Source organism: Kocuria sp. UCD-OTCP, from assembly GCF_000349605.1.
Lineage (GTDB): Bacteria > Actinomycetota > Actinomycetes > Actinomycetales > Micrococcaceae > Kocuria > Kocuria rosea.
In genome coordinates, this window is the sequence record NZ_AOSQ01000028.1 from 1 (window position 1) to 21,840 (window position 21,840).

Sequence of the window (21,840 nt, forward strand, 5' to 3'; positions counted from 1 at the left end):
CCGAGCAGACCGCCCTTCCAGTTGCGGTGCACCGCGGCGGCGTAGGTGCCGCCGAGGGCGAGGGCGATCATGATGGCGTCGTTGTGCACGGAGACGATGAAGTTCGTGAGGAACAGGGGGTTCGCCACGCTGAGCCACAGGGCCCGGGCCGGGTTGATGCCGTGCAGCCGCGCGAGCCGCGGGACCAGCCACATGCAGGCGATCACGGCGAGCACGCACATCCCCCGGAACCAGAGCACCCCGGCGTCCGGGTCCGCGCCGGTGACGGCCACCACGAACTGCTCGAGCCACAGGAAGAGCGGCCCGTAGGGCGGCGGGGACTCCGACCACATCTGGTCGGCACCGAGCTGGAAGAAGTTGTCGATCGTGGAGACGCCGTGCTCGTAGGGGTTCAGCCCGTTGGCCATCACCCGGCCCTGGCCGATGTAGGAGTACACGTCCCGGCTGAACAGGGGGATCGTCACGAGCATGGGGGCGGCCCACGCCGCGATGGCGATGAGCACCCACCGGCCGCTGCCGGGTCCCCACGTGTTGAGCTTCTGCCCCAGGCGCAGCCACTCGCGGATCAGGAGCATCCCGCCCACGGCGAGCAGGAGGATGGAGACGATCACCCCGGTGGTCGTGAAGCGCATGCCGATGATGACCGGCGCCTGCCGCAGCGGGGAGACGGAGGCGAGCCAGCCGACGCCCAGGGAGCCGACCAGGAGCATGAGCGACCCGAGCGTGCCCATGAGCACCGTCCGCAGGAGCGAGTCGGAGTCGTACCACGAGCTCCGGGGATCCGCCGGCGGCCGGACGCCGTCGGGTCCCTCGCCCGGCGCCGGCGTCGTCGAAGTGGTCTGCACTGCTCTCCCGATGCGCCCGTCCGGTGGCTGCGGGCGCCCCGGCTGGGCGCAGCACGGACCCGTGGTCGCCCCGATCCTATCCCCGGCTCCTCGGGGAGTCCCCGACCGGTCCCGGCGGCGACCGGCGGCGTCGGGGCGGCACGGTAGATTGTCCGGGTGGCTAATTCGAACGGACGCATTGTGTGGATCGACTGCGAGATGACGGGGCTGTCCATCGAGGACGACGCCCTGATCGAGGTCGCGGCGCTCGTCACGGACGACGAGCTGAACGTCCTCGGGGAGGGCGTCGACGTCGTGATCCGCCCGGGCGAGGCGGCGCTGGCGCAGATGGGGGACTTCGTGCGGAACATGCACACCTCCTCCAAGCTGCTCGACGAGCTCCCCTCCGGTCTGACGATGGAGCAGGCGCAGGAGCAGGTCCTCGCCTACATCAAGGAGTGGGTGCCCGAGCCCGGCAAGGCCCCGCTGGGCGGGAACTCGGTGGGCACGGACCGCACGTTCCTGGTGCGCGACATGCCGGAGCTCGTGGCGCACCTGCACTACCGCGTGATCGACGTCTCCACCATCAAGGAGCTCTCCCGCCGGTGGTTCCCGCGCGCCTACTTCCAGGCCCCGCCGAAGACCGGCAACCACCGGGCCCTGGGCGACATCCGGGACTCGATCGACGAGCTGCGGTACTACCGCCGCGCCGTGTTCGCCGCCGAGCCGGGGCCGGACTCGGTGACCGCGAAGGGCATCGCCGCGGAGATCGCCGCGTCCCGCACGGGCGCCTGAGTCCCCCGTCCGGCGCCGGGACCCCGGCCCGGACGGGCGGGGGTCCCGGCGTGGTCCGGAGCCCTCCGGGAATGCGGTACACTCGTATGCGTTGCCCAGCGGAAGCACGGTCTTCCGGCGGGCGTTCATGGTGGGCGTAGCTCAGTTCGGCAGAGCGCCTGGTTGTGGTCCAGGAGGTCGCGGGTTCAACCCCCGTCGCTCACCCACTGTGAAAGGCCGTCCCGTTGACTCGGGGCGGCCTTTCGTCGTTCCCGAACCGGTTCGAAGGGGCGCAGGCCCCGGCAAGTCGAAGGAAGTGCGTCATGGCCGTCCGTCCCGTGGTGATCACCGGCGATCCCGTCCTCCACCGTCCCGCAGCCAAGGTGGCGCGGTTCGACGAGGACCTGCGCGCCCTCGTGGCGGACATGTACGAGACCATGGACGCCGCCCACGGCGTGGGGCTCGCCGCCCCGCAGATCGGCGTGGGGCTGCGGATCTTCACCTACACGTTCCAGAACGACGACGACGTGGCGCCGCGCGGGGTGCTCGTCAACCCCGTGCTGACGCCGGGGAAGATCTCTCAGGAGGCGCCGGACCCGGACGAGGAGTCCGAGGGCTGCCTGTCCGTGCCCGGTTACAGCTGGCCGCTGAAGCGGGCGGACTGGGTCCGGGTCGCCGGCTTCGACGTGGAGGGCCGTCCGGTCGACTTCGAGGCCACCGGGTGGTTCGCCCGCGTCATGCAGCACGAGTACGACCACCTGGACGGCAAGCTCTACGTGGACCGGCTCAACGACAAGTGGTCCCGCAAGGCCCGGAAGGCGGTCAAGGCCGAGGGCTGGGGCCGCGGCGGCCACACCTGGACCCCCGGCGTCGACGAGGACCCGTTCGGCCACTGATCCGTCCGCGCACCGGACTCAGTCCTCGGTGCGCACGACGACGAGCTCGCCCGCCGACCGGGCCGTGGGCTCTGTCAGCTCGGCCCGCCAGCGCTCCTGCGCCGCCGAGAGCAGGTCCAGCGGCGTCTCCAGGCGTTCGCCGGAGGCGGCGCGCTCGACGAGGTGCCGGGCCAGCAGGCCGCGGGTGTGCTTGGCCATGTGCGAGACGATCTGGCGCCTACCGCTCCGCTCCCGCACCACCTTCACCCCCACCGTCCGGGCCCGGGGACCCCGCCACGCCGCCGCGTAGGCGGCCGACCGGCAGTCCACGACGAGCCCGTCCCCGGCCGCCGGCTCCAGCACCGCGGGCAGGTGGTGCTTCCAGTGCGCCGCGAGCCTGCCGAGCCCCGGCAGCTCGGCACCCATGGACAGGCGGTAGGCCGGGATCCGGTCGTCGGGGCGCACCGCGCCCCACAGCGCCGAGACGACGACGAGGGAGGTTGCTGCGGCGGCCCGCTGCGCCCCGGTCATCCCGGCCGGGTCGAGGGCGTCGTAGAGCACCCCGGTGTAGACGCTGAGGGCCGGTGCGGCGGGCTCGGCGCCCAGCCGGGTGTTGCGCTCGACCTCGCCCCGCAGCCGCTCCCCCACGCCCAGCACCTCGAGCGCGTCCTCTCGGGCGCTCGTCGCGGCCAGCTCGGCGAGGACCTGCTCCCGGGCGGCGGTGAGCTCGGGGAAGGACAGGACGGCGGGGTCCACGGGGGCGCCGGCGCCGGGGGCGGTCTTGGTCTCGGAGGGAGGGAGGAGGATCAGCACTCGCAGCAGTCTAGTGACCCCGCGGGCCGGTCCGGGCGCCCCGGACCGGCGGGTAGGATGGGCCTCGGACAGGTCGGCCGGGTGACCGCGGGCCGCGCAGCTCCGGCTGTCGCGGCGCGAGGAAAGTCCGGGCTCCGCAGAGCAGGATGGTGGGCAACGCCCACTCGGGGAGACCCGCAGGAAAGTGCCACAGAGAACAGACCGCCCGTCCCCGGTCCGTCCGGGCGGCGGGTCAGGGTGAAAAGGTGGTGTAAGAGACCACCAGCGCGCCGGGTGACCGGCGCGGCTCGGTAAACCCCATCCGGAGCAAGGCCAGACAGGGTGCGTCCGAGGGCTGCTCGCCCGAGCACCCGGGTAGGCCGCTCGAGCCCACCGGCAACGGTGGGCCTAGATGGATGGTCACCGGCACGGCACGGGCGACCGGCCGTGCGCACAGAACCCGGCTTACAGGCCGGCCTGTCCCCCGCTCCCCCGCACCGCGCACTCCGTGCACGAGCGGCACCGTGAAACCTCAGGAGCGGACGAGCAGAACCCCGCACTCGGGGCACGTGAGCACCTCGTCCGGCGCCGCAGCCCGGAACGTCGCGGCGTCCGTGGGGCTGAGCGCCGTGCCGCAGGACCCGCACGCGGTGCCCCGCAGCTCCGCGGCCGCCGGCCGGTCGGTGCCGCGCCCGGTTCGGATCTTCTCGTACCGTGCCAGCAGCCCGGGGTGCCCCACGCCCTCCGCGGCGGCGGGGCGCGTGCCGGCCAGCTCGTCCCGCTCGGCCGTCAGGGCGCGGCCCTCCGCGTCCCGGGCCTCGACCCGGCGCCGGGCCTCCGCGTCGGCCTCCTTGAGCCGCGGCGTGATGCGGGCGCGGTGCGCCACGGCGTCCTCGAGCTCCTGCATGACCTCCAGCTCCGCCTCCTCCGCCTCGGCCAGCTGCCGGGTGCGGGTGTCGATCTCGTGCTGCAGGCCCATGAGGTCCTTGGCGGAGCCGCCCTGCTCGAGGCGCCGACGGTCCTTCTCGATCGAGGCCTGGACGCGGGCGACCTTCTGCTCGGCGGCGGCCAGCCGGTCCCGGACGTCCTGCTCGGCAGATCCGAGCTCCTTGGCGGTGGCGATCGCCCGGGCCCGGAGCTGCAGCGCGGCGGCGACCTCGGGGTCGGTCTGCAGCTCCGCGATCCGGGCGGCGATCCGGCGCAGCCGGGCGTCCACCCGCTCGAGCTCCAGCAGGGCTCGTTGCTGCTCGGGCGTGGCGGTGCTCATGCGGGTCCTCCTGCGGTCGGTGCGGCGGGGTCGGGGGCGGAACGGTCGTGGCCGGAGCGAACGGGGTCGGACCCGTCGTGGCCGGGGTGGTCGAGGCGGAAGTCCCACGGGTCGGAGCACCGCTCGGAGACGTCGACCTGGACGTCGTGGCCGCGCGCCGCGAGCGCCTCCCGCAGCGCGGCGGCGCCCACGGGCAGCCACAGCCACTCGCTCGCGAAGTGGGAGAGGTCCACGAGGTACGGGGTGCCGCCGGCGCCGGGGCCCAGTGCGGCCTCGCGCGCCTCGGACGCCGGGTGGTGGCGCAGGTCCGCGGTCACGTAGACGTCGGCCCCGGAGGACCGCACCTCGTCGAAGAGCGAGTCCCCGGCTCCCCCGCACACGGCGACGCGCCGGACGAGGGCGTCGGGGTCCCCGGCCACCCGGACCCCGTGGGCGGTGGGCGGCACGGCGTCGGCCAGGCGCCGGGCCAGCTCCCGCAGGCGCACGGGCCGCGCCAGGTCCCCCACGCGCCCGATGCCCACGGCCGGATCGGCGGGGTGCGGCGCGAGGGGCGTCGTCGTCGTGAGTCCGGCGGCCCGTGCCACGGCGTCCGAGACGCCGTCCGGGGCGGAGTCCGCGTTGGTGTGGCAGGCGAGCAGGGCGCACCGGTGCTCGATGAGCTCGTGCACCACGGCGCCCTTGAAGCCGTCGGCGGCCACGGACGTCACGCCGCGCAGGAGCAGGGGGTGGTGGGTGACCAGCAGGTCGGCGCCGGTGGACACGGCCTCGGAGACGACCTCGGCCACGGGGTCCACGGCGAACAGGATCCGGCGCACGGGCTGGTCGGGGCGGCCGGTGACGAGCCCGCTGGCGTCCCAGGGCTCCTGCAGGTGCATCGGCCACAGCCGCTCGACGGTCTGCAGCACCTCCGACAGGGTGGGGGCGGGCCGGGGCGGGGACGTGCTCTGCTCGCTCATGCGCCCCAGTCTAGGAGCCCGTTCCGCGCCGGCCGCCGAGGCGGGCGCGGAGGCGCCTGGGGCTGGTGCGGGAATGATGCGGGCCGCGCGGTGTTGTACGGGTCATGGCCTTCTCCGCGCACGACGACGCACGCCCCGCCCCCGATCCCCGCCCCGCCGCGGCGGACCCCGCCGCGACCGAGACGTTCGTGCTCGCGGGCGGGTGCTTCTGGTGCCTCGACGCCGTCTACCGGATCACCCGGGGCGTCACCTCCGTGGTCTCCGGCTACACCGGCGGCGACCCCGGACGCGCCGACTACTACGCGGTGTGCACGGGCACCACCGGCCACGCGGAGGCGGTCGCCGTGACCTTCGACCCGTCGGTGGTGCCGGCGGACGTGATCCTGGACCTGTTCTTCACCGGTCACGACCCGACCACTCTCAACCGGCAGGGCTACGACGTGGGCACCCAGTACCGGTCCGCCATGTTCTGGGCCGACGGGGCCCAGCGGGAGCTGTTCGAGCAGTCGATCCGTCGCACGCAGCCGGCGTGGGACCAGCCGATCGTCACGACCCTGGAGCCGCTGGGCCCGTTCTGGGAGGCGGAGCCCGAGCACCAGGACTTCTACGCCGCGCAGCCCTGGAACGGCTACTGCCAGGTGATCATCAACCCCAAGCTGGCGAAGGTCCGGAAACGTTACTCCGCGTGGCTTACCGCGTAGTAGCGCTTGCGGGGCCTGGCTAGGCTGAGCTAGGACCGCGCCGCCGCGGGCCCCCCAGAGCGCCGGCGGCCGCAGCACGACCCGAGCAGCACCCAGATCCGACAGAGAACCGACCACGCAGAAACCGAGGTACGCACATGCCGAAGATCTACAACGACGTCACCGAGATCGTGGGCCGCACCCCGCTCGTCCACCTCAACCGGCTCGACGAGGGCCTGCCCGGCAACGTCGCCGTGAAGCTGGAGTTCTACAACCCGGCGAACTCCGTCAAGGACCGGATCGGCGTGGCCATCATCGACGCCGCCGAGAAGTCCGGCCAGCTGAAGCCGGGCGGCACGATCGTCGAGGGCACCTCCGGGAACACCGGCATCGCGCTGGCCATGGTCGGCGCCGCCCGCGGCTACAAGGTCATCCTGACCATGCCGGAGACCATGTCCACGGAGCGCCGGGTCATGCTCCGCGCCTACGGCGCCCAGATCGTGCTCACCCCGGGTGCGGAGGGCATGCGCGGCGCCGTCGAGAAGGCCCAGGAGATCGTCGACACGACCGACAACGCGGTTCTCGCCAGCCAGTTCGCCAACGAGGCCAACCCGGCCATCCACTACGCGACCACGGGCCCGGAGATCTGGGAGGACACCGACGGCCAGGTCGACGTGTTCATCTCCGGCGTGGGCACCGGAGGCACCATCACGGGCGCGGGCCGCTACCTGCGCGAGCAGAAGCCGGACGTGCGCCTCGTCGTCGTCGAGCCCGCCGACTCGCCCCTGCTCACCGAGGGCAAGGCCGGTCCGCACAAGATCCAGGGCCTCGGCGCGAACTTCATCCCCGACATCCTGGACCGCGAGATCTACGACGACGTCTACGACGTGACGGTCGAGGACTCCGTGCGGGTCGCCCGCGAACTGGGCACCAAGGAGGGCATCCTCGGCGGGATCTCCTCGGGCGCCATCGTGTGGGCCGCCCTGCAGGAGGCGGCCAAGGAGGAGAACCGGGACAAGCTGATCGTCGCCATCGTGTGCGACTTCGGCGAGCGCTACATCTCCACCCTGCTCTACGAGGACATCCGGGGCTGAGCCGCGCCGCTGACCACGACCCGTCCCCGCCGGGAATAGCGCCGCCTGCCGGTGACGTTGCTCCCGGTGGTGGGCGGATCGTTCCCGTCCGCGCCCCAGCACGTCCCGCCGGTCCCGGCGGGCCAGGACCCCCGCCCCCGGAAGAACAGAGGAAGACCGTGAGTTTTTGGAGCAGACTCGCCGAGGACCTGCAGACGGCCCGGACGCACGACCCGGCCGCGCGGTCCAGGGTGGAGATCGCCCTGAACTACTCGGGTCTGCACGCCATCTGGGTCCACCGCCTGTCCCACCGGCTGTGGCAGCACCCCGACCGGCGGCTGCTGGCCCGCACGGTCTCCCAGCTCGGCCGCTTCCTCACGGGCGTCGAGATCCACCCGGGGGCGACCATCGGGCGCCGCTTCTTCATCGACCACGGCATGGGCGTGGTCATCGGGGAGACCGCGGAGATCGGCGAGGACGTGATGATCTACCACGGGGTGACCCTGGGCGGGCGCTCCCTGGAGAAGGTCAAGCGGCACCCCACCGTGGGCGACCGCGTGGTGATCGGCGCCGGGGCGAAGATCCTGGGCCCCGTGGAGATCGGCGCCGACTCCGCCGTGGGCGCCAACGCCGTGGTGGTCAAGGACGTGCCGGAGGACTCGATCGTGACCGGGATCCCCGGCAAGGTCCGCCCGCGGACCCCCGAGAAGCAGCAGCCCCTCGTGGACCCCTCCAGCTACATCGACCCTGCGATGTGGATCTGACCCTGCCCCGCTGCGACGCCGGCCGGCCGCCCCCGGGACGGGGACGGCCGGCCGGCGTCGTGCGGGGTCCGGGTCAGGAGACGACCTCGGAGCGGTCCCCGCTCCACAGGGTGTGGTAGGTGCCCTCGGCGTCGTCGGTGCGCCGGTAGGTGTGGGCGCCGAAGAAGTCGCGCAGCCCCTGCGTCAGGGCCGCGTTGAGCCGGGGCCGGCGCAGCGAGTCGTAGTAGTTCAGCGTGGTGGCGAACACCGGCGCGGGGATGCCGCGCTCCACGGCCCGGGCCACGACGCGACGCCAGGACGGCAGGGCCTCCTCGACGGCGGCGACGAACTCCGGGGCGAAGAGCAGGTTCAGCGGCTGCTTGTCCCCCTTGTACGCCTCCATGATGACCTCGAGCAGCTCCGCCCGGATGATGCAGCCCTCCCGCCACAGGCCCGCGATGGTCGCGAGGTCCAGGTCCCAGCCGTACTCCCGGCCGGCCATGGTGAGCATGTCGAGTCCCTGGGCGTAGCTGACCAGCTTCGAGGCGTAGAGGGCCTTGCGCACGTCCTCCACGAACTCGGGGTCGTGCACGACGTCCTCGGTGGTGCCGCCGATGCCGGCGGGCAGCACGCGCTGCGCCTCGAGGCGCATCTCCGGCTCGGCGGAGGACAGGGCCCGGGCGAAGACGGACTCGGCGATCGCGGTGACCGGGGAGCCGAGCTCGAGGGCCTCCTGGACGGTCCAGCGGCCGGTGCCCTTCTGCCCCGCGGCGTCCACGATCACGTCGATGAGGGGCTGGTCCGTGCGGGCGTCGACCTGGCGCAGCACGTGCGCGGTGATCTCGATGAGGTAGGAGGCCAGCTCGGTGCGGTTCCACTGCTCGAAGACGTCGGCCTGCTCGGCCGGCTCGAGCCCGGCGACGGAGCGCAGCAGCTCGTGCGCCTCGCCGATGACCTGCATGTCGGCGTACTCGATGCCGTTGTGCACCATCTTCACGAAGTGGCCGGCGCCGTCCGTGTCGATCCAGGCGCAGCACGGCGTGCCGTCCTCCGCCTTGGCCGCGATGTCCTCGAGGAGGGGGCCGAGGGAGTCGTAGGACTTGCGGGGTCCGCCGGGCATGATGGAGGGCCCGAGCAGGGCGCCCTCCTCACCGCCCGAGACGCCGATGCCCACGAAGTCCAGGCCCTTCTCGGCGAGCTCGCGCTCGCGGCGCCGGGTGTCCTGGAAGTAGGAGTTGCCGCCGTCGATGATGATGTCGTCCTTCTCGAGCAGCGGCACGAGCTGCTCGATGACGGCGTCCACGGGGGCGCCGGCCTTGACCATCACGAGGATGCGGCGGGGGGTCTCGAGGGCGTCCACGAGTTCCTGGAGGGTCTCCGTGCGGATGAACGTCCCCTCGTCGCCGTGGGCGTCGAGCAGGGCGTCGGTCTTCTCGACCGAGCGGTTGTGGAGGGCGACGGTGTAACCGTGCCGGGCGAAGTTGCGGGCGAGGTTCGCGCCCATGACCGCGAGGCCGGTGACCCCGATCTGAGCTTTCTGTTCTGCTGCCATGCCCCCAGCCTACAAACTCCGGGAGGGCGCTCCGTCCGGTGCGCACTTGTTGCCGCGATCCCCAAGGGAAGGAGGGCCTGGGAGGGCCGACGGCGACATCCGGAAAACGAGCCCCGTCACAATCTCCGTTCGCCCCCGGAGGCTCCTACATTTACATTAGTGCTGGAACACGACGAGCCGGGGGGCCGGGATGGACGCGTGGAAGAGCGCACTGACGGTGGCCGTGGCCGGTGCCGCACTGTGGTCGGGCGCCGGGCTCGCACCTGCGGCGGCCGCCGAGGGCAGTGTCGACCTGGTCCTCGGCACCAAAGTGGTGCTCGATGAGGCGACGATCGCCCAGGTCACCGAGGGGGCGTCGCGGCTGTGCGGGGGCACGGCCTCCAGCTACGCGGCGCGGGCCCGGAAGGCCGATCGCACAGGCAGCATCGTGGTCCTGTGCACCCGGCCCGGGAACAAACAGGTTTACTTCCGCTGACCGCGCTCCGCGCCGGCTCCCGCGGGCGGTGCCGACCAGCTCGTGGTGGGTCCTACCGGGATCGAACCGATGACATCCACGGTGTAAACGTGGCGCTCTACCAGCTGAGCTAAAGACCCTGACAACCGGGTGGGCGGTTTTCGCAACCGCCGGCACCCGGTTCCCGAACAGGCTACCCGCCGGGGCGCACCGGTGCCGACCGGGTGCGGGCCCGGCCCGGCGTGACGTTCGCCATATTCGCGGTCCGCCCTACGGCCGGGCGAGTCGCTGCTCGAGCCCCACCAGGAAGGCGGTCGCGGACGCGTCGACCTTCAGCCGCGCCGCGGCGTCCCCCCGGGTGCGCCCGTGGTTGACGATCACCACGGGCACGTCGGCGCGCACCGCGTGCCGGACGAAGCGGCGCCCCGAGTTCACGGTCAGGGACGAGCCCACGACCAGCAGGGCGTCGGCGGCGTCCACCATGCGCAGCGCGCGCAGCACCCGGTGCCGGGGCGCGTTCTCCCCGAAGAACACGACGTCGGGCTTCAGGACCCCGCCGCAGACCGGGCAGTCCGGCACCCGGAACCCGGCCGTTCGCGGCACCACCGCGTCGGCGTCCGGGGCGAAGTCGATGTCGTCCGGGGACGAGATCGAGTCGTAGAAGCCGGGGTTGAGCTCGTCGAACAGGTCTGAGAGCACCGCCCGGGGGATGCGGGTGGCGCAGCGCATGCACCCGACCTGCGTGTAGCGCCCGTGCAGGTCCACGACGTTGAGGGACCCCGCGGCCTGGTGCAGGCGGTCGATGTTCTGGGTGACCACGCCCGTGACGGACCCCCACTCCTCGAGCCGGGCCAGGGCCGCGTGCCCGGCGTTGGGCCGGGCCCGCGCCAGGTGGCGCCACCCGTACTGGTTGCGCGCCCAGTAGTGGCTGCGCATGGCGGCGCTGCCCATGAACTCGTCGAAGGTCATGGGGGTGCGGGGAGTGGAGCCGGGGCCGCGGTAGTCCGGGATCCCGGACTCCGTGCTGATGCCCGCGCCCGTCAGGACGGCGGTCCGCCGCCCGCCCAGCAGGGCGGCCGCACCGGCCAGCCCCGCCTCGAGCCCGGCGGCGTCGGGGTCCGGGAACTGGTCGGGGTGCTCGGGGGCGCCGTAGCCGGCGCGGACGGTGGGCATCGCTGCTCGCTGGGGACCGGGCCGGCCGGGCTCAGCCGTGCAGCTTGGTGAGGGCGGTGCGGTAGGCCTCGAGCTCCCGCGGCGTGCCGCGCTCCGACCGGAAGGCGTCGACGACGACGCCCTGCGCGTCCAGCACGAAGGTGGCCCGCTCCGCCAGACCGGCCACCGGGTCGAACACCCCGTAGCGCTGGGCCACCTCCCCGTGGGGCCAGAAGTCGGACAGCAGATCGAAGTCGAAGGACTCCTCCCGTGCGAACGCCCGCAGCGTGTACTTCGAGTCCACGGACACCGCGAGCAGCTTCACCCCGGCGTCGTCGAACACGGAGAGGCTGTCCTGGAGCCGGCACAGCTCGCCGGTGCAGACCCCGGAGAACGCGAACGGGTAGAACACGATCGCCACGGGGCGGCCGCGGAGGGCGCTCAGGGTCACCGGCTCGCCGAACTGGTTCTTGAGGGTGAAGTCCGGGGCGGGCGCGCCGATCTCGAGCATGCGTGGTCTCCTCCGCTGGGGTCCGGGACGCCCGGTCAGACGTTGCGCTTGGGCATGAGCCGGGTCGCGGCCCAGTCCGCGCTGACGCGTGCGGTCGTGGTCACGTGCAGGCCCGCCGTGGGCGCGGCCTCCTGGACCTCCGCGGGCGGCACGTAGCCGTCGCGGCCCGCCTTGGGGGTCAGCACCCACACCACGCCGCCCTCGTCCAGGGTGGTGGTGACGTCCACCAGCGTGTCGACGAGATCACCGTCACCCTCGCGGAACCAGAGGAGCACCGCGTCGACGACCTCCTGGTCGTCCTCGTCCAGCAGGTCCGACCCGATCACTTCCTCGATGCCGTCCCTCAGGTCGAGGTCGACGTCCTCGTCGTATCCGAACTCCTGGATGTAGTCGCCATCCTTGAAACCGAGCTGGACTACCGCGTCACCCGCGGTGGTCTTGGCCTCGCTCACTGTTCTTGCTCCTTCTGGGATCGGGCCGACGAACGACGACCACGCACTGCGTACCGGTGCTGGGCTCCGCCTGCCCGTCGGCGGACCGCGGGGGCACGGTGGCGGGCCGGATACCGGCTTCACCGTCCAGACAACACCGGATCAGGGACTCTTTCAAGCTCCCGCACGGTGAGCGCCTCCGAATCATGGGGGTGACGCGTGGGCTGACACGCCGTGTGACGGCCCGCCCCGGGTGTGGAAGCATGGTCCCCACAGACACCCCGTACGCCCGAGACGGCCCCGGCGGCGCGATCCGCACAACGGGCCCGGTTCCCGGACGTCCGCCCCTTCCGGGTGGCGTTCGGACAGCGGAACGGGCAACGGGTATTTTGAGACTGTCGGACGTCCCGGCCGCGCCCTCGCGCGCGCACCCGCCCGGGATCCGTCGGGCAACTCGACGAAGAGAGGTTGAACGTGCCTTCATCCAGCAACCACCACATTCTCAGTGGCTTGACCAACAACCTGAAGGACTCCGACACCGAGGAGACCCGGGAGTGGATCGAGTCCTTCGAGGGCCTGATCGAGACGCAGGGCACGGAACGGGCGCAGTACATCATGCGCGCCCTCCTCCAGCACGCCGGCGCGAAGAGCGTGGGCGTGCCGATGGTCACCACCACGGACTACGTGAACTCGATCCCGGTGGACCAGGAGCCGGAGTTCCCGGGCGACGAGGAGATCGAGCGGCGCTACCGTGCGTTCCTGCGCTGGAACGCCGCCGTGATGGTGCACCGGGCCCAGCGCCCGGAGATCGGCGTGGGCGGTCACATCTCCTCCTACGCCGGTGTGGCGACCCTCTACGAGGTGGGCCTCAACCACTTCTTCCGCGGCCCGGAGCACCCCGGCGGCGGCGACCAGGTGTTCTGGCAGGGCCACTCGGCCCCCGGCAACTACGCGCGAGCCTATCTCGAGGGCCGGCTCACCGAGGAGCAGCTGGACGGGTTCCGGCAGGAGAAGACGAAGGCCCCGAACGGGCTGCCCTCCTACCCGCACCCCCGCTCCATGCCCGACTTCTGGCAGTTCCCGACCGTGTCCATGGGCATCGGGCCGATGAACGCGATCTACCAGGCGCAGTTCAACCGCTACCTGCACAACCGCGGGATCAAGGACACCTCCGAGCAGCACGTGTGGGCGTTCCTCGGCGACGGCGAGATGGACGAGCCGGAGTCGCGCGGCCTGCTGCAGCTGGCCGCCAACGACAAGCTCGACAACCTCACGTTCGTCGTCAACTGCAATCTGCAGCGCCTGGACGGGCCGGTGCGCGGCAACGGCAAGATCGTCCAGGAGCTCGAGGCCTTCTTCCGCGGCGCCGGCTGGAACGTGGTNGGGCCGGTGCGCGGCAACGGCAAGATCGTCCAGGAGCTCGAGGCCTTCTTCCGCGGCGCCGGCTGGAACGTGGTCAAGGTGCTGTGGGGCCGCGAGTGGGACGAGCTGCTCGCCAAGGACGAGGACGGCGAGCTCGTCCGGATCATGAACGAGACCCTCGACGGCGACTTCCAGACCTACAAGGCCGAGTCCGGCGGGTTCATCCGCGACCACTTCTTCGGCAAGTCCCCGGCCACCAAGGAGCTCGTCGCGGACATGACCGACGACGAGATCTGGGAGCTCAAGCGCGGCGCCCACGACTACCACAAGGTCTACGCCGCCTACAAGGCCGCGACCGAGCACGAGGGCCAGCCGACCGTGGTCCTGGCGCAGGGCGTGAAGGGCTACGGCCTGGGCAGCCACTTCGAGGCGCGCAACGCGACCCACCAGATGAAGAAGCTGACCCTGGAGGACCTCAAGGCCTTCCGCGACCACCTGCGCATCCCCATCTCGGACGAGGAGCTGGAGAGCGACCTCTACGGCGCGCCCTACTACCACCCCGGCAAGGACTCGCCGGAGGTCAAGTACCTGCTGGAGCGCCGCAAGGAGCTCGGCGGCTTCGTCCCCGACCGCCCGCACGAGCAGCAGGAGATCACGCTGCCCACGGACGCCGCGTACAAGTCCGCGAAGAAGGGCTCCGGCAAGCAGATGGCCGCCACCACCATGGCCTTCGTGCGCATCCTGAAGGACCTCCTGCGGGAGAAGGAGTTCGGCCACCGGATCGTGCCCATCGTCCCCGACGAGGCCCGCACCTTCGGCATGGACTCGTTCTTCCCCACGGCGAAGATCTACAACCCNTTCGGCCACCGGATCGTGCCCATCGTCCCCGACGAGGCCCGCACCTTCGGCATGGACTCGTTCTTCCCCACGGCGAAGATCTACAACCCCAACGGGCAGAACTACCTCTCCGTGGACCGCGAGCTGATGCTCGCCTACAAGGAGTCCCCACAGGGCCAGATCCTGCACGCGGGGATCAACGAGGCCGGCTCCGTGGCGGCGTTCACCGCCGCAGGCACCGCCTACGCCACCCACGGCGAGCCCATGGTGCCGGTCTACATCTTCTACTCGATGTTCGGCTTCCAGCGCACCGGCGACTCCTTCTGGGCCGCCGCCGACCAGATGACCCGCGGGTTCATCATCGGGGCCACCGCCGGGCGCACCACGCTCACCGGCGAGGGCCTCCAGCACGCCGACGGCNTCTGGGCCGCCGCCGACCAGATGACCCGCGGGTTCATCATCGGGGCCACCGCCGGGCGCACCACGCTCACCGGCGAGGGCCTCCAGCACGCCGACGGCCACTCGCCGCTGCTGGCCGCGACCAACCCGGCGGTCATCCACTACGACCCCGCGTACGGCTACGAGATCGCCCACATCGTCCGGCGCGGCCTCGAGCACATGTACGGCACGGGCGACGAGGACCACAACGTCATGTACTACGTGACGGTCTACAACGAGCCGTACCAGCAGCCGGCCGAGCCGGAGGACGTCGACGTCGAGGGCATCCTCAAGGGCATCTACCTGCTCAAGCCCGCCGAGAACGAGGGGCCCCGGGCGCAGCTGCTCGCCTCCGGCGTGGCCGTGCCGTGGGCGCTCGAGGCGCAGAAGCTGCTCGCCGAGGACTGGGGCGTCTCCGCCGACGTGTGGTCGGTGACCTCGTGGGTCGAGCTGCGCCGCGACGGCCTGGCCGCCGAGAAGGAGGCGTTCCTCAACCCCGGCGACGGGACGCGGACCCCGTTCGTGGCCCAGCAGCTGGCCGGGGCCACGGGCCCGGTCGTGGCCGTCTCGGACTTCAGCGCGGACCTGCCGGACAAGATCCGCCAGTTCGTCCCGAACGAGTTCGCGTCCCTGGGCGCCGACAGCTTCGGCTTCTCGGACACCCGCGCCGGCGCCCGCCGGTTCTTCAAGATCGACTCCCACTCGATGGTGGTCCGCGCCCTGGAGATGCTCGCCAAGCGCGGCGAGGTCGACTGGCGCGCTCCCGGCGAGGCGATCGAGAAGTACTCGCTCAAGGACGTCACCGCCGGCACCTCCGGCAACGCCGGCGGCGACGCCTGAGCCGAGCCCTCCGGTGCACCACGGCGCCCCGCCCACCCGCGTCCGGGTGGGCGGGGCGCCGTCGTCGTCCCGGGCCCGGGGCGGCGATCCGGTGCTCTAAGCTCGGAGGCATGGCTGGACAGGACGGGAACACCACGACACGCTGGCTGCGCCCCTCGCGCAGACGGTCCACCGACCGGCACCGTCCCGTCGCCCCTCCCCACCCCAGGACGCTCGAGAACCTCAAGGCCAACCTGGGCGCGATCTCCACGGTCGCGACCCGCCGGCTCGAGACGGACCTCGGCTGGTTCGAGGAGCTGCGCGCCGACGAGCGCTCCGAGCTGGGCCTCGTGGCCCAGCGGGGCATCTCCTCGTTCGTGCGCTGGTACGAGGACCCGGAGGAGCCCCTGTGGGTGCTCACCCAGGTCTTCCGGGGCGCCCCCACGGACCTGACCCGCTCCATCTCCCTCCAGCACGCCCTGCAGCTGCTGCGGATCGTCGTGGACGTCGTGGAGGAGAAGGTCCCGGAGCTCGCCAAGCACCACGACGAGGCCGCGCTGCGGGAGGCCGTGCTGCGCTACTCGCGGGAGATCGCCTTCGCCGCCGCGGACGTCTACGCCCGCGCCGCCGAGAACCGCGGGTCGTGGGACGCCCGGCTGGAGTCCCTCGTGGTCGACGGGATCCTCCGGGGGGAGCACTCCGACGCGCTGCGCTCCCGCGTCGCGGCCCTGGGCTGGACCTCGACGGGCCCGGTCACCGTGCTCACGGGCTCCGCGCCCGAGGGCGCCGGCCCGTCCACCGTGGCCCGGCTGCGCAGGCTCGCCGGCCGCCACGCGCAGGACTCCCTCGTCTCCATCCAGGGCGACCGGCTCGTGCTCATCCTCGGAGGGCTGTCCGACCGGGACCTCGCCCTCGAGAAGCTCGCCGCCGCGTTCGGGCCGGGACCGGTGGCCTACGGCCCGGAGTCCCCCACGGTCTTCGCGGCGGGACGCGCCGCCCGGCTCGCCCACGCCGCCCTGTCCGTGGCGCCGGCCTGGCCTGCGGCGCCCTGCCCGGTGCACTCCGAGGACCTGTGGCCGGAGCGGGCCATGGCCGGGGACGAGAGCGCGCGCACGGCGATGGTCGAGTCGGTCTACCGCCCGCTGACGCGCTCCGCGACCGGGCTCGTGGAGACCCTGTCCGCCTACGTCTCCGTCGGCCACTCCCTCGAGGCCACCGCCCGGGAGCTGTTCGTGCACGCCAACACGGTGCGCTACCGGCTGCGCCGGATCAGCGACCTCACCGGCTGGGACCCCCTGGTCCCCCGCGACGCGTTCGTGCTGCACTGCGCCCTCGTGGCGGGCCGGCTCGCGGACTCGTGCGCCCCCATCGACACCTCCGCCCCCGCCGTGGGACCCGTCTTGTAGCATCCCTACAAACACCGCCGCCGGGCTTGGTGGCCTCCGGGCCACCGCGCGGGGGCCCATCCTTGCGAAGCTGTAGCGGTGATCGCGATCGTCTGCCCCGGACAGGGCTCCCAGAAACCCGGCTTCCTCACCGAATGGCTCGCCCTCGACGGCGTCCGCGCCCACCTCGAGGAGCTGGGCGAGGCCGCAGGACTCGACCTCGTGCACTACGGCACCGAGGCCGACGAGGACACCATCAAGGACACCGCGGTGGCCCAGCCCCTGATCGTCGCCGCGGGCCTCGTCGCGGGCCGGCTGCTCAGCGACCGGATCGGCCCCGGCCGGGACGACCTGGTCTTCGCGGGGCACTCGGTGGGTGAGATCACCGCCTCCGCCCTGGCCGGCGCCCTCACCGAGGCCGACGCCATGGCCTTCGTGCGCACCCGGGCCAACGCCATGGCCCGGGCGGCTGCCTCCGTCCCCACCGGCATGAGCGCCGTGCTCGGCGGCAAGGAGGACGAGGTCCTCGCCGCCATCGAGGCCGCGGGCCTGACGCCCGCCAACGCCAACGGGGGCGGGCAGACCGTGGCCGCCGGCACCCTCGAGCAGCTGGCCGCCCTCGCCGCGGCCCCGCCGGCCCGCGCCCGGGTGATCCCCCTCAAGGTGGCCGGCGCCTTCCACACCGAGCACATGGCCCCGGCCCTGGAGCCCCTGCACGAGCTGGTCCCCCGGCTCTCGCCCGCCGACCCCGTGCACCCGCTGCTCTCCAACGCCGACGGCGAGCCCGTGAGCGGCGGCGCCGCCAACCTCGAGTCGCTCGTGGCCCAGGTCTGCCGGCCCGTGCGCTGGGACCTGTGCACGCGGACGCTCCTGGAGCGCGGCGTCGAGCAGCTCGTCGAGCTCCCGCCGGCGGGCACCCTCGTCGGCCTGGCCAAGCGGGGCATGAAGGGCGTCCCGGCCCTGGCCGTGAACTCCGCGGCGGAGCTGGAGCAGGCCAGGAGTATTCTTGACTGACGTCCGCGCGCGCACCTCGTGCGCCGCCCGTCCCGAGGCCGGAGCAGCCGTTCCGCCCCGCCCAGCCGGCCCGTCCGTCCCGCCCGGCCGCACGAAGGAGCAACGACCCCTGTGGTGACCCTGAAGCAGCAACAGACCAACGCGCACTCCCGGATCCTCGGCCTGGGCGTCTACCGCCCGGACGTGGTGGTGACCAACGACGACGTCTGCCAGTGGATCGAGTCCTCGGACGAGTGGATCCAGCAGCGCACCGGCATCAGGACCCGGCACCGCGCCGCCGAGGACGTGAGCGTCCTCGACATGTCCGAGCACGCCGCCCGCGAGGCGCTGGCCGCGGCCGGCATCGAGGCCTCGCAGCTCGGGGCGGTCATCGTCTCCACGATCTCCTTCCCCTACCTCACGCCGTCCGCCGCCGCGGCCCTGGCGGACCGCCTGGGCGCCACCCCGGCACCGGCCTTCGACATCTCGGCGGCCTGCGCCGGGTACTGCTACGGCGTCGCCCAGGCCGACGCGCTCGTCCGCTCGGGCGCGGCCGACTACGTGCTGGTCATCGGCGTGGAGAAGCTCTCCGACGTCATCGACAACAGCGAGCGCTCCATCTCCTTCCTGCTCGGCGACGGCGCGGGCGCCGTGGTCATCGGCCCCTCCGACACCCCCGGCATCGGCCCGTCCGTGTGGGGCTCCGACGGCTCCAAGTGGGACGCCATCCGGATGACCCACCCGCTCACCGACATCCGGGCGGTGGAGCAGGGGCGCGAGCGGGCCCAGTCCCCCGACCTCCTCGACCCGGAGACCGGCGCGGTGCGCGAGGACGCCGCCCTCTGGCCGACCCTGCGCCAGGACGGGCAGACGGTCTTCCGCTGGGCCTCGTGGGAGGTCGCCAAGCGCGCGCAGGAGGCCATGGACGTGGCCGGGGTGCGGCCCGAGGACCTGAGCGCCTTCATCCCCCACCAGGCGAACATGCGGATCATCGACCAGATGGCCAAGACGCTCAAGCTCCCCGAGTCCGTGGTCATCGCCCGGGACATCGCCGACTCCGGCAACACGTCCGCCGCCTCCGTGCCCCTCGCCACGCACCGCCTGCTCGCCGAGCACCCGGAGCTGTCCGGGAAGCTGGCGCTGCAGATCGGCTTCGGCGCCGGCCTCGTCTACGGGGCGCAGGTCGTCGTCCTCCCCTGACCGCCGCCGGCACGCGGACCGGGCCCCCGGGGTCCTGCCCACGTGTCGGTGCCGCCGCGGGGCCCTGCGAGTCGTCGTAGGGTTGAACCGCACACCCGATGTCCCCCGGTCCGGGCCCACGGCCCGACCGGGACAGATGCACCCGGCACCTGCCCGGGGCGCACGTCACCACCGGCTGCTCCGGCAGCCGCAGAGAAAGGAAGCCACCATGGCGAGCAAAGAGGAAATCCTGACCGGCCTGGCCGAGATCGTCAACGAGGAGACCGGCCTCGAGACCGAGGCCGTCCAGCTGGACAAGTCCTTCACCGAGGACCTCGACATCGACTCCATCTCGATGATGACCATCGTGGTCAACGCCGAGGAGAAGTTCGACGTGACCATCCCCGACGAAGAGGTCAAGAACCTCAAGACCGTCGAGGACGCCGTCAACTTCATCGACAACGCCCAGGCCTGATCCGGCCGGTCGGTGCGGGGCGCGGCGGACCGCAGGATCCGCCGCGCCGCACCGACCCGCGACCGGGCGGGCCGCCCGCCGCATCACCCCAGGACACGAGGAAGTGCAGTCATGACCCGCAAAGTAGTCGTCACCGGTCTCGGTGCCACCACCCCGATCGGTGGCACCGTCCCCGAGCTGTGGCGCAGCGCCACCACGGGCGTCTCCGGTGTCAGAGCCATCGAGCACGACTGGGTGGACACCTACGATCTGGGCGTGCGGATCGCCGCGCCCGTCTCGACCCCCGCCAGCGAGGTGCTCTCCCGGGTCGAGGCCAAGCGTCTGGACCCCTCCGGGCAGCTGTCCGTCATCGCCGCCCGCGAGGCGTGGGCCGACGCCGGCTTCTCCGGCAACAACGCAGAGACCTCCGAGGAGGTCGACCCGGACCGCTTCGCCGTGGCCTTCGGCACCGGCATCGGCGGGGTCTGGACCCTGCTGGACGCCTACGACACCCTCCAGAAGCGCGGCGCCCGGCGCGTCATGCCCCTCACCGTCCCCATGCTGATGCCCAACGGCAACGCGGCGGCCGTCGGCATGGACCTCAAGGCCCGGGCCGCGTCCATCACGCCCGTCTCCGCGTGCGCCTCCGGCACGGAGGCCTTCTACCAGGGCATGAACCTCATCCGCTCCGGCAAGGCGGACCTCGTGGTGGTGGGCGGCGCCGAGTCCGCGATCCACCCCGTGACCATCGCGGCGTTCGCCTCCATGCAGGCGCTGTCGAAGCGCAACGACGAGCCGGAGCGCGCCTCCCGCCCCTACGACACGGCCCGCGACGGGTTCGTGATGGGCGAGGGCGCCGGTGCCGTGGTCCTCGAGTCGGAGGAGCACGCCCGCGCCCGCGGCGCACGGATCTACGCCGAGCTCGCCGGCGCCGGCCTCACCTCGGACGCCTACCACATCACCGCGCCCGACGAGGAGGGCCGCGGGGCGGCCCGCGCCCTCGCGGAGGCCATGGAGACCGGTGAGTTCGGTCCGGCCGACGTCAAGCACGTCAACGCCCACGCGACCTCCACGCCCAAGGGCGACGCCCCCGAGGCCGGCGCCCTGCGCCGGGCGTTCGGCTCGGCGGTGGACGACATGTGCGTCTCGGCGACCAAGTCGATGACGGGCCACATCCTGGGCGGCTCGGGCGCCGTCGAGGCCGTGCTCACCGTGCTCGCCGTCCACCACCGCACCGCGCCCTGCACCATCAACCTGGAGAACCAGGACCCGGAGATCGACCTCGACGTCGTCACCGACGCCCGCGACCTTCCCTCCGGGGACTTCGTGGCCGTGTCCAACTCCTTCGGCTTCGGCGGCCACAACGCGGTCGCCGCGTTCCGCACCGTCTGAGCGCACGCCCGCCGCGCCCGCACCGTCGGGCGCAGCTCGTCCGGGCGCAGACCGTTCGGACGCACGGAAGAGGGCCGTCCCGCTGATCGCGGGACGGCCCTCCGGCGCGCTGCGGGCCCCGTGCCCCCGGAGGCGGGGCGGGGCCGCGGGGGCTCAGCCGACGCGGTGCAGCCAGCGCACCGGGGCGCCCTCCGCAGCGTGCCGGAAGGGCTCGAGCTCCTCGTCCCAGGCCTCCCCCAGGGCGAGGGAGAGCTCGTTGATGACGAGCAGCGGGTTGCCGGCCGCCGTCTCGTAGGCGTAGCGGATCCGGTCCTCGGAGACCATGATGTTGCCGGCGGCGTCCGTGGTCGCGTGGAAGATCCCGAGGTCGGGGGTGAAGGACCAGCGGGCGCCGTCGTGGCCGCGGCACGGGTTCTCGGTGACCTCGAACCGGAGGCGGCCCATCGTGCGCAGCGCCGAGGCGAGGAGGGCGCCGGTCCCCGCGGGTCCGGACCACTCCAGCTCGGCGCGCACGGAACCGGGCTCGGCGTTCTGCTGGGTCCACTCGAGCTCCGTGCGCTGGCGCGCGACCGACTCCAGCGCCCACTGGATGTGCGGGCACAGCGCTCGCGGAGCCGAGTGCACGTAGAGCACTCCGCGCGTGGTGGGTGCAGACATGACCTGTTCCTCCGTCGTGTAGGTACGTCTTCCCCAACGCCCTGCACGGAAGCGGTCCCACCCGTCGGGCCGCGGCGAGCGTGCCGCGACCGGACGATGCTGTTGTCCGGGCTCGCGTCCCGCCGCGGGGATTCGAGGCCCGCGCGGCGTCCGGTCGCCCGGGTGCCGCACCCGTCGTTCCGGCCGGCTCCGAGCGTGTTGCCGTGTCCGGGACGTCGAGTACAATACGCCACTCATTCA

The 21,840-nt window shown here is 72.6% G+C and carries 21 protein-coding genes, 2 tRNA genes and 1 other RNA gene; 14 read left to right on the forward strand and 10 right to left on the reverse strand.

Annotation, left to right across the window (positions count from 1 at the left end):
- Positions 1 to 845: polyprenol phosphomannose-dependent alpha 1,6 mannosyltransferase MptB (mptB, locus tag H488_RS29170; RefSeq protein ID WP_017833724.1), on the reverse strand; the 845-nt coding region annotated here is incomplete at its 3' end.
- A 156-nt stretch (positions 846 to 1,001) separates the two neighbouring features.
- On the opposite strand from mptB, the gene orn reads away from it, so the two are divergent.
- The 3 genes from orn to def all read left to right on the forward strand — a co-directional run bounded on the left by orn (position 1,002) and on the right by def (position 2,494).
- Complete coding sequence (gene orn / locus H488_RS29175) at positions 1,002 to 1,619, forward strand: oligoribonuclease (protein ID WP_109244277.1); 618 nt, start codon at positions 1,002 to 1,004, stop codon at positions 1,617 to 1,619.
- A 130-nt stretch (positions 1,620 to 1,749) separates the two neighbouring features.
- Positions 1,750 to 1,823, forward strand: a tRNA-His gene (locus tag H488_RS29180).
- A gap of 98 nt (positions 1,824 to 1,921) precedes the next feature.
- The gene (def, locus tag H488_RS29185; protein WP_017833726.1) at positions 1,922 to 2,494 is read left to right on the forward strand and encodes a peptide deformylase; all 573 of its coding nucleotides are present in this window, start codon (positions 1,922 to 1,924) and stop codon (positions 2,492 to 2,494) included.
- Positions 2,495 to 2,512: 18 nt separating this feature from the next.
- Here def and H488_RS29190 read toward each other — a convergent pair whose 3' ends face one another.
- On the reverse strand, positions 2,513 to 3,286 hold the full coding sequence (locus tag H488_RS29190; RefSeq protein ID WP_017833727.1) for a YaaA family protein: 774 nt from the start codon (positions 3,284 to 3,286) through the stop codon (positions 2,513 to 2,515).
- Between the two features lie 69 nt (positions 3,287 to 3,355).
- Between H488_RS29190 and rnpB the strand changes: the two genes are divergently transcribed.
- Positions 3,356 to 3,749: RNase P RNA component class A (rnpB, locus tag H488_RS36120), an RNA gene on the forward strand.
- A 48-nt stretch (positions 3,750 to 3,797) separates the two neighbouring features.
- Here the strand turns inward: rnpB and H488_RS29195 are convergent.
- Together H488_RS29195 and H488_RS29200 are read right to left on the reverse strand one after the other, a co-directional pair.
- Positions 3,798 to 4,532 (reverse strand): zinc ribbon domain-containing protein, encoded by a 735-nt coding sequence (locus tag H488_RS29195; RefSeq protein ID WP_017833728.1) that lies wholly within the window; start codon positions 4,530 to 4,532, stop codon positions 3,798 to 3,800.
- Positions 4,529 to 5,488: a Nif3-like dinuclear metal center hexameric protein gene (locus H488_RS29200; protein ID WP_017833729.1), complete on the reverse strand. Its 960-nt coding sequence runs from the start codon at positions 5,486 to 5,488 to the stop codon at positions 4,529 to 4,531. The genes H488_RS29195 and H488_RS29200 overlap by 4 nt, the downstream gene beginning before the upstream one ends.
- 104 nt (positions 5,489 to 5,592) lie before the next feature.
- On the opposite strand from H488_RS29200, the gene msrA reads away from it, so the two are divergent.
- From msrA to epsC, 3 genes are all read left to right on the forward strand, one after another.
- Positions 5,593 to 6,189 (forward strand): peptide-methionine (S)-S-oxide reductase MsrA, encoded by a 597-nt coding sequence (gene msrA / locus H488_RS29205; RefSeq protein ID WP_017833730.1) that lies wholly within the window; start codon positions 5,593 to 5,595, stop codon positions 6,187 to 6,189.
- A 137-nt stretch (positions 6,190 to 6,326) separates the two neighbouring features.
- Positions 6,327 to 7,262, forward strand: a complete 936-nt coding sequence (gene cysK, locus H488_RS29210; RefSeq protein WP_017833731.1) for a cysteine synthase A — start codon at positions 6,327 to 6,329, stop codon at positions 7,260 to 7,262.
- Positions 7,263 to 7,420: 158 nt separating this feature from the next.
- Positions 7,421 to 8,005: a serine O-acetyltransferase EpsC gene (gene epsC, locus H488_RS29215; protein ID WP_017833732.1), complete on the forward strand. Its 585-nt coding sequence runs from the start codon at positions 7,421 to 7,423 to the stop codon at positions 8,003 to 8,005.
- Positions 8,006 to 8,078: 73 nt separating this feature from the next.
- Here the strand turns inward: epsC and gndA are convergent, their stop codons facing one another.
- Entirely contained in the window at positions 8,079 to 9,536 is a 1,458-nt protein-coding gene (gene gndA, locus H488_RS29220; RefSeq protein WP_031283136.1) for an NADP-dependent phosphogluconate dehydrogenase, read from the reverse strand.
- Positions 9,537 to 9,726: 190 nt separating this feature from the next.
- On the opposite strand from gndA, the gene H488_RS29225 reads away from it, so the two are divergent.
- Positions 9,727 to 10,011, forward strand: coding sequence for a hypothetical protein (locus H488_RS29225; protein ID WP_017833734.1), 285 nt, complete (start codon positions 9,727 to 9,729; stop codon positions 10,009 to 10,011).
- 43 nt (positions 10,012 to 10,054) lie between these two features.
- Here the strand turns inward: H488_RS29225 and H488_RS29230 are convergent.
- From H488_RS29230 to H488_RS29245, 4 genes are all read right to left on the reverse strand, one after another.
- Positions 10,055 to 10,130, reverse strand: a tRNA-Val gene (locus H488_RS29230).
- Positions 10,131 to 10,260: 130 nt separating this feature from the next.
- A complete protein-coding gene (locus tag H488_RS29235; RefSeq protein ID WP_017833735.1) occupies positions 10,261 to 11,163 on the reverse strand; it encodes an NAD-dependent protein deacetylase in 903 nt (300 codons plus the stop codon).
- 31 nt (positions 11,164 to 11,194) lie between these two features.
- Positions 11,195 to 11,653 carry a peroxiredoxin gene (locus H488_RS29240; RefSeq protein ID WP_017833736.1) on the reverse strand — a complete coding sequence of 153 codons (459 nt, stop codon included), beginning with the start codon at positions 11,651 to 11,653 and terminating at the stop codon, positions 11,195 to 11,197.
- Positions 11,654 to 11,688: 35 nt separating this feature from the next.
- The gene (locus H488_RS29245) at positions 11,689 to 12,105 is read right to left on the reverse strand and encodes a DUF3052 domain-containing protein (RefSeq protein ID WP_017833737.1); all 417 of its coding nucleotides are present in this window, start codon (positions 12,103 to 12,105) and stop codon (positions 11,689 to 11,691) included.
- A 453-nt stretch (positions 12,106 to 12,558) separates the two neighbouring features.
- Between H488_RS29245 and H488_RS29250 the strand changes: the two genes are divergently transcribed.
- From H488_RS29250 to H488_RS29275, 6 genes are all read left to right on the forward strand, one after another.
- The gene (locus H488_RS29250; RefSeq protein WP_081615785.1) at positions 12,559 to 15,561 is read left to right on the forward strand and encodes a pyruvate dehydrogenase (acetyl-transferring), homodimeric type; all 3,003 of its coding nucleotides are present in this window, start codon (positions 12,559 to 12,561) and stop codon (positions 15,559 to 15,561) included.
- Between the two features lie 110 nt (positions 15,562 to 15,671).
- Positions 15,672 to 16,946 (forward strand): PucR family transcriptional regulator, encoded by a 1,275-nt coding sequence (locus H488_RS29255; protein ID WP_017833739.1) that lies wholly within the window; start codon positions 15,672 to 15,674, stop codon positions 16,944 to 16,946.
- Between the two features lie 78 nt (positions 16,947 to 17,024).
- Entirely contained in the window at positions 17,025 to 17,939 is a 915-nt protein-coding gene (locus H488_RS29260; protein ID WP_017833740.1) for an ACP S-malonyltransferase, read from the forward strand.
- A gap of 111 nt (positions 17,940 to 18,050) precedes the next feature.
- On the forward strand, positions 18,051 to 19,118 hold the full coding sequence (locus tag H488_RS29265; protein WP_017833741.1) for a beta-ketoacyl-ACP synthase III: 1,068 nt from the start codon (positions 18,051 to 18,053) through the stop codon (positions 19,116 to 19,118).
- Between the two features lie 208 nt (positions 19,119 to 19,326).
- Positions 19,327 to 19,572 carry an acyl carrier protein gene (locus H488_RS29270; protein ID WP_017833742.1) on the forward strand — a complete coding sequence of 82 codons (246 nt, stop codon included), beginning with the start codon at positions 19,327 to 19,329 and terminating at the stop codon, positions 19,570 to 19,572.
- A 111-nt stretch (positions 19,573 to 19,683) separates the two neighbouring features.
- A complete protein-coding gene (locus tag H488_RS29275; protein WP_017833743.1) occupies positions 19,684 to 20,943 on the forward strand; it encodes a beta-ketoacyl-[acyl-carrier-protein] synthase family protein in 1,260 nt (419 codons plus the stop codon).
- Between the two features lie 153 nt (positions 20,944 to 21,096).
- On the opposite strand, the gene H488_RS29280 is transcribed toward H488_RS29275, so the two are convergent.
- Positions 21,097 to 21,600 (reverse strand): DUF3145 domain-containing protein, encoded by a 504-nt coding sequence (locus H488_RS29280; RefSeq protein WP_031283140.1) that lies wholly within the window; start codon positions 21,598 to 21,600, stop codon positions 21,097 to 21,099.
- Positions 21,601 to 21,840 lie beyond the last annotated feature (240 nt).